The 12526-nt window shown below is 59.7% G+C and carries 7 protein-coding genes; 3 read left to right on the top strand and 4 right to left on the bottom strand.

Features of this window, described 5'->3' with window-relative positions; all coding sequences use genetic code 11:
• Nucleotides 1-66: 66 nt before the first annotated feature.
• From AC0L28_RS28850 to AC0L28_RS28840, 3 genes are all read right to left on the bottom strand, one after another.
• On the bottom strand, nucleotides 67-2178 hold the full coding sequence (locus tag AC0L28_RS28850; protein WP_473481581.1) for a hypothetical protein: 2112 nt from the start codon (nucleotides 2176-2178) through the stop codon (nucleotides 67-69).
• Nucleotides 2171-4564: a sensor histidine kinase gene (locus AC0L28_RS28845; RefSeq protein WP_473481580.1), complete on the bottom strand. Its 2394-nt coding sequence runs from the start codon at nucleotides 4562-4564 to the stop codon at nucleotides 2171-2173. The genes AC0L28_RS28850 and AC0L28_RS28845 overlap by 8 nt, the downstream gene beginning before the upstream one ends.
• Before the next feature lie 399 nt (nucleotides 4565-4963).
• On the bottom strand, nucleotides 4964-9241 hold the full coding sequence (locus AC0L28_RS28840) for a protein NO VEIN domain-containing protein (protein WP_473481579.1): 4278 nt from the start codon (nucleotides 9239-9241) through the stop codon (nucleotides 4964-4966).
• Between the two features lie 182 nt (nucleotides 9242-9423).
• Between AC0L28_RS28840 and AC0L28_RS28835 the strand changes: the two genes are divergently transcribed.
• The gene (locus AC0L28_RS28835; protein ID WP_473481578.1) at nucleotides 9424-10611 is read left to right on the top strand and encodes a GTP pyrophosphokinase; all 1188 of its coding nucleotides are present in this window, start codon (nucleotides 9424-9426) and stop codon (nucleotides 10609-10611) included.
• Nucleotides 10612-11040: 429 nt separating this feature from the next.
• Here AC0L28_RS28835 and AC0L28_RS28830 read toward each other — a convergent pair whose 3' ends face one another.
• The gene (locus AC0L28_RS28830; RefSeq protein WP_473481577.1) at nucleotides 11041-11340 is read right to left on the bottom strand and encodes a hypothetical protein; all 300 of its coding nucleotides are present in this window, start codon (nucleotides 11338-11340) and stop codon (nucleotides 11041-11043) included.
• Between the two features lie 193 nt (nucleotides 11341-11533).
• Here AC0L28_RS28830 and AC0L28_RS28825 point away from each other — a divergent pair, with 193 nt between their 5' ends.
• Both AC0L28_RS28825 and AC0L28_RS28820 read left to right on the top strand, forming a co-directional pair.
• Nucleotides 11534-12022 (top strand): hypothetical protein, encoded by a 489-nt coding sequence (locus tag AC0L28_RS28825; protein ID WP_473481576.1) that lies wholly within the window; start codon nucleotides 11534-11536, stop codon nucleotides 12020-12022.
• Complete coding sequence (locus AC0L28_RS28820) at nucleotides 12019-12459, top strand: hypothetical protein (RefSeq protein WP_473481575.1); 441 nt, start codon at nucleotides 12019-12021, stop codon at nucleotides 12457-12459. Before AC0L28_RS28825 ends, AC0L28_RS28820 begins: the two co-directional genes overlap by 4 nt.
• Nucleotides 12460-12526: the final 67 nt, after the last annotated feature.

Below are 12526 nucleotides of genomic sequence, written 5' to 3'. Positions count from 1 at the left end.
AAATGTCGATCGTCCGCCTCCTTCGAACAACCATGTGCGGTCGAAAGATGTCGAGGGCGCCCTCAACTAAGCCTCGGTAACCGCCACAGCTTTCGATTCGGTCTTTGAAGAGTCCGTGTCGCGCACATCGTGCGAAGTCTTTTTCGCCGATGTTGCTTCAATAATTTGGAGGACAACACTCGGTCGCTTCTCGGTCCATTCCGTGCCAAGAACAAATCCGACCGGAGCTTGCAACTTAACCTTACCGGTAACGTTAAGTTCAACTCCGTCCAACAGAGCTATCCAAGCGGCATCATTCGCGATTTGGGCCTGAAGTGACTGAATCTTTTTTTCCGCATTTGCGCGATCCTTATTGTTCTTTCCCTGGGAATGGACCTCAAGTTCGGCCAGGAGCACTTCACAGGCTTTCTTGAGCATGCCGGCAACGGGCGGCCTTATATGAAGCATGGGCGATTGCCCCATTCGTGTGATCATAAGCTCTTCAACATCGAACCCATCGAGCTTCTCGCATTTTTCTTCGAAGCAGAGGAACATGGTTCCGCTCGCTTTGTAAGTCGTAGGCGGCATAAGTGGTGGGCCTACTCTCAATATGTGCGCGCCAAATTCTTGCTGAAGTTTGAGTCCGAAAAGAGGACGCAATCGGTCCCGATTGCCGACGTCGAAGCCCTTGTCTTTCAGCCACTTCTCTAGCTGCCCAAGCTCAACGGAGCGGTACTTGGAGACGTCCCAGACAATGCTGTAGACTTCGTTCTCGTGTAGTAGGCCGCTTGTGATCTGGCCGTGGTCTTCCTTTGCGTCCTTGCGCAAGATTGGCTGGCCGGGAACGAGCATGACGGGAGTTTCAGGATCCGGCTCGCGCTCTTTTGTTGGTGAGAACGCTAGATCGCAGTCCGCGCTCATAACAACGACGGCCTTTGTTCGACCGGCGTCCAGGAAAACATCTCCTAGTTGCACCAGAGGCACCTTGGCGTAGTCGGTATCAGGTTTGGCGCGAGGGTGAGGTGCAAGCGGACCCACGCGCTGCGAAACAAGTGCGCTGTTCAGGAATTCGGCGACAACCGTAGACGGCTCGGTCGCTGCAAACGGCCCGCCCACAAATTCGAGCTTGTCGAGTTGGAATTGCTTCTGGCGCATGTCATCCTGTTCGAACGCCAGTGCGGTGAGCTGCGACGAAAGGAGCCAAAAAAGATAGTCTCCGAGCGGATGCCCGTCCTTCATGAGTGCTCGATGCTGGAGAAAGGCGTAATCGCCAATATCAAGATCGTCGACTAGAGCAAGAAGTCCCCTCTGCGCGCGGGTTAGAGCGGTCTCGAGTCCCGAACGATAGTCGACGAAGGCCGGCGCATAAGGACGTGCCCGGTCGAGCATCCCTAGGTGCGCCTTGACCTTCCATCGCTCGTCAAGATCAGGTTTACCAATGAAAGCGAAAGCGGCACCGGCGATGCCAGCGTCCTCACGAAACCGAAGCCGCAACTCGCGAACTTGCTTATCCAGGGACGACATGAGGACGATCTGCTGATCGGGTTTCCGGTTCTTTTGAGTTTGGATCGTCTTAGCGAGTTCAGTAGCTAAGTCGCCAGTATCGACACCGGGTTCCAGAAAATAGTCCAGCAGGATCAAGTCGTATGCCGAGAGGTCGGGCATGGCGGTGGTCGGATCGCAGATCCTGACTTCAGCGACCTCGCTCTCCAGCAAGCGCTTTAGCTGCAAGAATGATCGATGCTGGTCTGTCATGGAAAAGGCGGCGCTTGAGGCATCGTTGAGCCGTGCAAGCGAGAGTGTTGTGCTCTCGTGGGTAGCAATCGCCAGGAGTCGAGCATTGACGTCGCGGTCCTTGGTCACGCCCAACTTTGATAGGTCTAAGGTTACGTCGGCGTCGCCAGTCAACAGGTCCTCAATGGCCTTCCTCTCGCCTTCCGGCACCCTTCCGATCATCGGCGCAACCATTGCATCGTCAATAAGGGCCACGCGAAGTGTGCTCCACGGCGAGGGAGGTTGCGGTTCGACGACCGGCTGCATTTGGTGCGCGGCTGTTGCGGGCGCTGCTGGCGAAGGTGTGTTGGCTGTTGCCGCGGGTGCCACCGTGGCCTGAGCCACGGCCACAGTGTCCGGTTCCGGTGCAAGGGTCGAAACGACCGGTTTAGGCTTATTATCAGTGTCCTTGATCGTTTTAGGCATCGTTACCGCCAATCTCGAAAATCACGGAATGAATCTGACCGTCCTCGTCGACTTCGCCCAAAGTCAGCGTACCGCCGTGATACTCGGCAATCTCGCGCGCTATATAGAGGCCCAGTCCCTTGCCCTGTTTTTGTTTCTTGGTCGTGAAGAACGGTTGGAAGACTGTCTCGCGCCGCTCCTCTGGGATTCCGGGACCGTCATCTGTCAGAACGATCCGCCGGCGTCGAACGTCCACTTCGACCGAGATGTGGCCGATCGCCTCTTCGGAATCTCCTATCAAGCCTACGCGTTCCTGCTCTTTGCGTTGGGCTACGATCCAGTAGACCGAATTGCTCATCAAGTTCTCAAGAACCTGAACGAACATACCTTTGACCGCATGAACCTGCAGACGGCCCCCTGGGGGTAGGACCGTTACATCGACCTCGATACGGGTGCTCTCGTTTCGGCTTGCGAACCCGAGCACAATATCTTCGACCCATCCCACGAGTTCGAATTCCTCGCGGGTCTGTCTCGCATTAGTGCTGAGCGGATCAAGCACTTTGAGCCGTTTCTGCAGGGTGCGAAGTTGGGCATCCAGGACGCGGAGGGACACTAGGGTATTCCCGGCGTCCCGCGACCTGCGAGCTTGGGAGATGGTGTCCAGGCCGGCAGCGGTGGCACGATACAATTCGTGGGCTAGGCTTTCGATCATAAGACCGACACTGGCGAGATGAAGTACACGGTTGCGCTCATTATCCTGAGCTCCTGCCGCCAGTTGAACCTGCTCTGCCGCAGTGCGAAGCTGCACCAGAGTCTCTTTAAGTCTGGACTTCAGCCTTCGTCCTTCAGAAGTCTTATCGAGGGCGTCGTTGAGCAATGGCATAAGAACGCCCAGTCGTTCATCTTCGGCCTGGAATCTATCCAGCGCTTCGGACGCCGTGATCCGTCGGGCTCTGTCAAACTCTAGGTCGATTTCATTGAGGTATCGGCGGTAGAGTTCCACAACACTAGCTACCACTTTTACAAAAGCCACCTTTTCAGGATTGTCCTTTAGTCCCTCGCGATTTGTCTGATCAATCAAAAGGGGGTTAGACCGCTGGGAGATGTTGACCCGCCCAATTACTTGGCCTCGGTTCAGCTTGAAGCCACTTGTAGAAAACGCGTCGCGATCGAGGTCGAGCCAGTCATCATTCTGACCGCCATAGGGATTGACCCGATATCCGTCGCGATAAACAGCCACGCCCCCTGCCCATTCGGCCAGGATGCGTCGCACCACTGCCAGGCTGCCAATACCGTCGATCTTCGAGAGAATGCGTCGATTGAACCAATAAAGCTGTAGCTCAAACGGGCCGATACGCTCGATGACGGTGGGATCCACACCGGTAAGAGTGTTGAGTTCAAGAGTTGAGAGTCGAAGGCGTCGTCTGCGACCCCGCAGCCGGTATTCCATCTGCCCGTCGACGGTAGGCTCATCTTCTTCCGAAGTGTCCAGATTAGCCGTGAAATGCCCGTGGGCGTGCTCGAGCAGGAACTCTGCAAACCTTGGGATCTGAATCTGACTGTCATTGAAACGAAGCATCAAAGGCGGCTGGCTACGAGGGCTAAACGGATCAGAAAGCTTCGAAAAGTGTTCCACGGCCAGCTTCTCGAGCTTTTCAATCGACCATTCTGCGCGCAGAGCCGAAATGCGGATCAGCGTGCCCTCCTCATTGGGTTGTTTGGCATTGCCAACCTCGGGCACCACACTGACGCTTTCGAGATCGGCATTGGCTGCGTCCGCAAAGTCGTTCCAGTCGATCTCCAGCTGGTTCCAGTGGACCGCACCTTCCCGACCTGTAATCACCAGCAATCGGTCGCCTAGCCGCATAGCTGACAGGCGGCCAAGACCCTTCTCGCCAAGGATGATTTGCTGATCGTCTACATCCTCTCGCTGGCGTTTTTGATCGGCCCGGTATGACGTTCCTATGGTCAGATAGACGCCTTCGAGAATTGACATCGACATGCCAATTCCGTCGTCTTCCACGTCGATACGGTTAGCGTCGCGAAGGGCATCAACGAACTCATGGCGACTGTCCGCCGCTCGTAGCTTGGCCTCAAGCTCCTCGACCTCAGGTGCACTTCGCACAAGTGCTCCAAGGGCGACCTCTCTGAGCTGCTGCCAGCGACGGCGCCGAGACCCTTCTCGCTCTCTGCGCCGGACGGTCTCGGGGACTTCCCGATCTTCGCCAAGCTCGCGGAGCACCTTCGAATAAGTCGCAAAATCAAGGCGGTAAAGGACGTCAATCTTTATTTCGTTGGCACCAGCGTCTAACGAATTCTTGATCAATTCGTAGAATGCCACCCCATCGGAGCTAATGAGCTCCGAACCGAGATGCAGAATGGTTCGTGCGGAAACCCTGAAATTCAAAACTCATCCCCCAGGAACAAACAGCCGATCTCCACCGCTACGTCAACAGTATTTAGCCATCGCCTTCGCAGAGAAGCTTCTGTTGTCCAGCGTTTTCCTAACTCTTCAACCTTGCGAAGTGATTGCTGTGGCCTAGGAAACGCAGAAACACGGCTCAGACCTAGGGACCGAAAGTTCGCTATCTCAATCGAATGCGCTTCTTGGAAGCGAACTTCGAGCCTTGGCAACATAAAGGTTTCGTATCCTGAAGCGATAGCCCTCAACCAGCGTTGGTGACCGAGACAGACGCATTGCGGACCGGCAGCCTTTGGCCCGAAACCGGATTGGCCGCTTTTGGCCTCCGAAGGCGCAGTAAGCCCAAATTGACAGTCTGAGGGTCACTCGCTTTGGTTGAGCGGTTCAGCCCATATCCTCGATGTTTGCGCGAAGCCCAGCGAGTTCGAGCGCGATCTGACGCGTCCCAAGCATCTTGGCCGGGTTCGGGAAGCATTTGGCGGTGGGCGCGCGGTCGGCGACCCGGTAGACTCTCCAGAGCTCATAGCGCTCACGCTCGCGGAGCGCCTTCTCGAACTCCTGCCGGGGCCACTCGAAGCGCCCGTCGCTGCCAGTCGTCGACTTAACCTCGAGCCAGCGCGGGCGGCCTTCGGCGTCGATCGAACGAATGTCATGATCGGCGCCGGGCTGGCTGCGCGAAGTCCACACAACGTAGCGCTCGGGCTCGTCAAAGCCCATGGCACGGACCTTTTCGATTTCCATGCGGTAGACAAGTGCCTCGCCGCGCTCGCCGACACGCCCGGCCCGTGCGATCTCCTCGGGCGTGGGCGGCAGCCAACCGCCCGACGACCCGCCGCCACCGCGGTTTGACGGCTCGCGCGGCTCGATCTGCGCGCCCCGTGTATCGGCGACCGTCAGCGAGACCTCGTCGAGATCCGGCAGTTCGAAAGTCGCAACCGGCTGAGGCGGTGTCGGTGACGGAGGATTGGCCGCCGGAGTGGGTTGCGGATCGACGGGCGCGACCGGCTCGGTGTTGCTCGGGACGTTAGCAGCAAGATTGTCGAAGACTTGCCGCACTGCCAGCTCCTCGGCATCGTCCGCGACATCGTCATCCTCGTCGAAACCGAGGTCGAGGCCATCATCATTCTCGTCCGACCGGCGGTGCTGGATACCCATCATATCGAGATAGTCGGTGAGTTCCTCATGTGTCCCACAAAGCAGCAGGGGCAGGAATGCGTTGGCGATTCCACGCATGGTCGCGACGCTTGTCGCTCCTGCGATTTCCGCGAGCGCTTCCGCGAGCATAAGCTGGACGGCCGACTTGTTCTTGGGCGGGATGAGCGCCAGCTGGTCACCACTGAGGGCAAGCTGGACGGGGACCAGTACACTGGCAGTCCCAACGCCGTAGCGGCGATCGAGCGTCTGGTAGAAGGCGATCGAACGGACGCCGGAGAGCCGTGCTTGGATAGTCATCAGGTCCGATGGGACAAAGCCCTGATGCCCGTGCCGATTGCGATAGGCGACCTCGCTCAGCGCCCTCGCGAACAGCGGCCGGTGGAGCATGGCCAAGATGCGATCGCCCTGCTTGGGCTTGAACCAGAAGGGTGGGCGGCCAGAAGGCCCGACCACCGGCTCGCTGGCGCCCGCGATCGCGGACAGCGGACGGATGCCCAGCATGGTATAGAAGATGCGCGAACGGTCGGTCGTTTCGATGACGCCGATCTTACTGTCGGCGACGCGCAACGCTTGCTGAAGTGCCGGGAAATCTGGTTCGACAAGCTGGCCGGCGCGCAGTTCGGCCAGCGTAAACAGGCGCGAACGATCGTCGATAAGGCAGCGGACATCCTCGAGCCCGGCCGGCAACGCCGAGGGCCCGCGCAGCCGATAGGCCTCGAGCAGAATGCGCCGGCGGTTTTGATTGAGCGGCACCTCTTGCGCCCAGATCGTTCCGACATGCCGGAAGAAGCGTTGCCAATGGCTTTCGTTCGGGATCGATGGCGCCCCGAGGTCCTGGTAGGCACGGCCTGTCTCGTCGCTATGACGGTAGACCGGAATCGCCTCTGCGAGCGGGGCTGGGATGCGAGCGCTAACGAGGATGTCCGAAGGCGCTTCGTATCCATTGCGCACCCAGCAGATCGGCAGATCGGCGATCTCGGCCCTGGCACGCCGCTCGCGGCTGATGGCGTCAACAAGCGCGGGGTAAAGGAGGTCCGGGCGGACCGGAGCGCTGCCTTGCTCCCGGGAAAGTTTGATCATATCAAGCACCGCCTTCGAATCCGGCGCCTGCTTGAGCTTAAGCTTGCGATAGAGAAGCTCGTTCGCGCCAGCAACGATGAGGCTGTCGTTGCCGACGCAGAGGCGGTTGGTCGCGGTGTCGAGGTGCAACGTCGCTGGCGCGACGAGTGCGCCCGATCGCGCCTTTAGGCAGGGGATCGCGCGCAACGCTTCAATCGTCGTGCCGGTCAACAGACTAAGGTTTTCGCTGAGCAGCTTCTCAAATCTGTCCGCCATACCCGGCCTATCGGAGAGCCCTCTAGCATAGCGCAGGAGGTCCGCGCCGTTGAGCGTCTCCCGGAGGCGGAGCCGCGCAATCAGCGCGGGCGCGTTCAGCAACTCCTTAGATGGCGCGTCGATCGCCGGATCGAGCAGACGAGCGAGCGACGGCTTCAGGTTGGCCATTGCGTTGGGCGAGACCCACTCGCCTCGCTGGTTCTTGACCACCGGGTTGGCGCGCAGCGCACTCAGCGCCGCCCGACTGATGGGTGTCTCGCGGGTCAGCAGTTTGCGATAGAGAGTTTCGCGCTCGCGATCGTCGGGAGCGGCGGTCGCCGCACGTCGCGCCGCATCAATCAGCCAGCGCTCCTCGTCGAAAAGCTTGCAATGTCCCGAAATCGCCCTAAACGGCGCGAGCTCCGGATGAAGACGGTTAGCCATGGGCTCGGGGCAGTTGTCCCAAAGCTCGGGATCGACAATCATCAGCTCGGTAGCCGGCCGCGGCGAGCCGGTATAGCTGAGTGTCGACGGTGTGCTGGCGAGGTCGGTCTTGAGCGGTTTGGTCAGTCGACGGGGAAAGGCGGAAAGCGCGGCCGCCTGACGCTTCTGCACGTCGATGCTGGAGATCCTTGCCGGATAGTCACTGTAGTAGAACTGGGCATCCTTGCCGAGAGGGGCGGCGAGGCCTTTACCCTCCTTGCCGGCGCATCTGAGCCGGACGAGGGACGCGATGGTGAATCGCTTCGCGCCGTGGGTCTCGACGAGATCGCACAGCCCTTGGTCGGCGGCGAGCGCCGGATCAAGATAACGATTGGCGGCGAGAAACCCGCCAAACTGCTCATCGGTAGGCAGGACGATCGTCGCGGCCGACGCGAACCGGTCATCGCCCTTCCCCTGGGTCGGCCAGCAGGCGTCCTTCGCAAGCCGCTCGGCAATCTTGGTAGCGAAGCGGTTTGGACTCGCGAGCCCATCCGCCGCGAGTGCCTTGAACGCGTCCGCGCCATAGCGGGCAAACCAATCGGTCTTGAGCAAGTCGATGGTCGGCTCGACCGCCTGGTCGATGAGCCAGTCGTTCCATACATGGTCTATGATACTGCTGCGGTCGGTATTGAGTTCGAAAGGGGCGCTTACGCTGATGGCGCAGCCGGTTCGCGAGGAGGGCGCCTTCAACGGATAGTAGAAATGGCCATCCGCACCAAGATCGACCCGCCGCCTGGCGATCGGAACCGACACGGCGATCTTTAGGCGGCCTTTTGGAAGTCGGTAATACGCCGGGAACGAGCGGCCGGCGTGTTCAGGTGGGATCGCGACCGACCGCGAGAATTCTTCCTCTTGAAACGCCGTGGCCTTATCGATGCCATCGACGAGCCGGCCTTTGCGAGCGACCATCGTCGTGCCAGGTGCGCGGCAGCGGCCAGTGGTTGCATCTTGTTTCCAGAGCAGCGTCCGTCCAGTGCGGATCGAGTGGACTTGGACCTCGCGTAGGCCCCGCTTCTGGCCCGTAAGCGCCAACTTGACCAGCGTGTCGGACATACCCGCCGCCATCAAGCCGAGAGAATGCTCCTCACGCTCGACTGTGAAAGCCTCGAGCCTGTCGGTCGAAGTCCGCCGATAGGGCACATGGATTCGCACACCCTTCTCGCCACGCCAGGCCGGGTCCGCCGCCTGCGCGGTTTCCTGCGTCTGGACATCCAGCAATGCGACCTTGCCGCTGGATCGCACATGGATGGCTTCGCCGAAGCGGAAGAGTGAACGCAGTCCGAAATTCTTCGAGCCAATCCCATTCTCCTTGGGAGCCACGACCTCGCCGTGCCCGCCGCCCATGACATTGCCTGTGCCGACGATGACTGAGAGCCGCTCCCAACCCTTGGTATCTATGGTCCTGCCGGTTCCGACGACCTCGAGCGAACGGCTGCCAAAGGTGAGCGTCAATGCACGACCGCCGCCGTCGAACTCGTTCTGTACCAGTTCGCGCAAGACGTCGCCGGCGTCGTGGCCGGCTACGAATTGCTCGATGAAGCTCGAGCCGATCCGGATTTGACGATTCGCGCTGAAATCCGGTGGCACATATTCGGGTTCGTCGATCGGCGGAAGCGCGCTATGGGGTGGCACCCGCGCGGAGGCGGCCCGCGCTGGGCGCGCGGCGCCAGTATCCGGCACCACGCCGGCGATTTCGTCCAAATCCGTCACTTGAAGCCCCTCCCGCGGACCGCACCTCACACGGTCTGCTAAGATCTAGGGAGCGTGGGGGGTGTTGCAACGGCATGGAACGGATCGAGCCTAGTGTTGGCGAAGATCGCGCGTTGATTTAGTCTGTGGCCGCGGTGGCCATCGCGACCCTTATGGCCGTTCTGGGAAGTTTGGGGGATCCGATGGCGTCGCTGGACTACGAGATTGAGAAGGCGGCTTTTCATGAGTTCTATGACTCGTCGTGGGACGCGATGGAGGCGGCCGCCAGCGCCTTTCATACCTTGATACGATCCCTGCTCGCCACCGACGCGGTAATCGCCGGCGCCAAGGTCGAACGCCGGATCAAGGACCGTGACGAATGCCTGAGCAAGTTCCGCTTGAAATATCTAACCGCGCTCGAGAGTTCTGAAACGCCCTATGCCATCCGCAACCACGTCTCAGACCTTATCGGCCTGCGCGTGATCTGCTTCTACGAGGACGACGTCGAGCGCGTGAAGGCGCTTGTTGAGGAAGAGTTTGAGGTACTCGGCGTTACCGACAAGACAGCCCAGATGGAGGAGACGGCCGACGCCTTCGGCTACAAGGGCCTGCATCTCGACTTGCGCCTTAGCGAGGGGCGAAGAACCCTTAAGGAATATGCCGGATACGCGCAGTATCCGTTCGAGCTACAGATCCGGACCGTGGTGCAGGACTCTTGGAGCGTTCTGGACCACAAGATCAAGTACAAGAAGTCGATTCCGAATGGACTAAAGCGGCGTATCAACACGCTCGCAGCCCTGTTCGAACTCGCGGATCGCGAGTTTCGCGCCATTCGCGACGAAACGGCCAAGGAGATCGAACGCGCCGATACGCCTTATGCGGAAATTGAGGAGGAATCAGCGAGTCCGCGAATCGAAATCGAAACCGCCGCGGCAGCGCCACCACACAACTATGCCCCGTTGAACGCCTTCAGCCTGCTGCGCATCGCGAAGCACTTCTTTCCAGGGGTCGATTTCGAAGCGCACAAAGTCGACGGCTTCACGCAACAGGTCATCAAGCTGAAGCCCGATATCAGTCGCGGCGAGTTCAACTTCTATTTGCGCGAGACCATCGGCGAGGTCCGCCGCTACAAAGCCGACTTCGAGGAACGACCAGATGGTGGGACGCTCAATCCCTTTACTGTCATGCGGCACTGCCTCTACGCAGGAGACAAAGGCTTTTTCGCTTCGCTCCTTAGCGATAGGGCGAAGGATAACTTCGATAGGTGGCGCGCCATGAACAGAGCCGACAGGGAAACCAGCTTACGCGGACGCGAAGTCGCGGCATCTGGGGGACCGAAGGGACGACGGCTGAAGGCGGTACAAGGGCCACCTAAGCGTATCATGGAGTGATCGTGTATCTGCTCAAATCCGCCGACCGCAGCTCTGTTGGCCGTGGGACGGACACTCGAAACCTTAAGTGCCTTGGAACCAACGGCCGGCTCGGGAAACCTCAAGCGACCATTCAAAACCCACAGGAGGGGAATAGCCGACCGACGGGTATATGGGCTGAAACGGTCGCTGCCACACGGTCGCGCTTGCGTACCGGCAACAGCTGCGCTTGTCATCTAAGGCCTTGGAAAACCCCGGCAGCTAGGTTGGTAGTGCTCGGGTTGTGCGCGGCTTGGCCAAAGAGCAGACTCGTTTCGTTGCCCGTCAGGACCGTCGCTGTTGCCGATTAGGGGCTGGTGTGTGACGGCACCCCGGAGGTGAACACACAAGGAAGGGCTCGGGAGACGCTTCAGGCGGGCGCTCCTGGCCTCCAGGGCGCCCGATTGGCATTCAATGATCTTCCTTTCGCGCCTCACGCAGTCGGAACGCGGCGCATTCGAGATCATCGCCAGTAAACTCGTCAGGGAACTTCTCGACGGCTGCCTCAATCGTCCAATCAAGCAGGTTGAGCTTGTGAAGGCGCTTGAAGCCGCTCTGGATGTCGCCGCTTCGGGCGAGCCTCGATATAGCAGGGATAGTGCCTAGCTGTTGACGCATCCCTATGAAGACTGTCGGGATATATCGTTTCTCCCGCCCTTTTTGGATCGTTTCGTCGATGAAAGCTTTAAGTGCCAAGCTTGCTTTGAGCATACCGCATTCCCATGCTTTCCGGTAAGCATATATGACCGAACGCATGGTCGATCAAAGCCATATGCCAACGGGCACATTTTAAGCTAGGCCACTTGATTTTGCTGGGCCGCAAATTGGAAGCTACCTCGGATCCCTCGCAGTGACTGTGGTGGGCAAGAAAGGCCTTCTGGCCAGGGGCTAAAGGGAGGACCGCATGAGCGACATCGCGAAGATCCTGGGACTGATCGAAAACTGCAATGATCCCGAAAAGCTGAGATCGTGGATCAGGAACGCCAGGGACAAGGGTGAGCCGGGCGTCGCCGACGCGGCTTTCCGCAAGCTGGTTTCGGTCCTGCCCAAGGAGAAGCCGGGGACCGTGGAGCATGATTTCTGGCAGACGATACATGCCTTCGAACATGTCCTGTCCGAAGAGCGGGGAAAGACGACCCGGCTCGCGCGAACAAGGCAGAAAGTCGCAAGGGCGGGCGTGGTCCAGACCCTTCAAGACTGGGCCACGAGCGCCAAAAGCACCGACGGCTTTGACATGCTGCTGGAGCGGAACATGCCGGAGCTGACCGGCGAAGCCATCGTCCTGCGGCACGCGCCGCAGTTTAGTGCGGAGGTCGTCGCGGCAGCCAGGCGCAGGCTGGAGGCAGCGGGTATCGATATTGCCTCGCTTCCTGGCGCCACGCCTGCCGAATGACCGTCCGCAAGAAGGGCGACCGTCTCAGGTTGCCGCCGATCGTGGCGGGCGAGTGGCGCGGCGAGATCGTAGCCCCGGCCAGCGTCAACTTCGGCCAGGTGGTCCAGCCAGGCCCACCCCGTCAGTCGGTCGAGTTCACCTATGTCATTCTTCCCGCCACCCTCATCATGCCGGACGCGGCGTTCCGGTGGCCGGGCATCGTCATGATTATGGCGCCCACGCCCTTGAAGACGGAGTTCCCCGACGCGGGCACGCTCTTCCCGGCCGATCGCCTGCCGTCGCTGAGCCTCTCCCTCCAAGTCACCAGGGCGCAGTTTTCGGACATGCTGCCACGCATCGAAGCCCGGCGGTTCAAGGACTTCTATTTCACCGTGGAGGAGGAAAGAGAGGACTCCTGGCCTGTGCGGAGCTGGGGCATGGGAGCCACGACAGCCTAGCGCGTTAGCCCCATTCTATCCGTCTCGACGTTGGCAGGGTGCGCAAACGTCTCGGCCATGATCGCCA

The organism is Mesorhizobium sp. WSM4847 (assembly GCF_055811335.1).
Note: the sequence above shows the minus strand (reverse complement) of the source record. Positions and strands in the feature narration are given on the sequence as shown.

Coding starts and splice junctions, on each gene's coding strand:
- AC0L28_RS28820 (WP_473481575.1), top strand. CDS start 12,019: ATGACCGTCCGCAAGAAGGGCGACCGTCTCAGGTTGCCGCCGATCGTG.
- AC0L28_RS28850 (WP_473481581.1), bottom strand. CDS start 2,178: ATGCCTAAAACGATCAAGGACACTGATAATAAGCCTAAACCGGTCGTT.
- AC0L28_RS28830 (WP_473481577.1), bottom strand. CDS start 11,340: ATGCTCAAAGCAAGCTTGGCACTTAAAGCTTTCATCGACGAAACGATC.
- AC0L28_RS28825 (WP_473481576.1), top strand. CDS start 11,534: ATGAGCGACATCGCGAAGATCCTGGGACTGATCGAAAACTGCAATGAT.
- AC0L28_RS28835 (WP_473481578.1), top strand. CDS start 9,424: ATGGCGTCGCTGGACTACGAGATTGAGAAGGCGGCTTTTCATGAGTTC.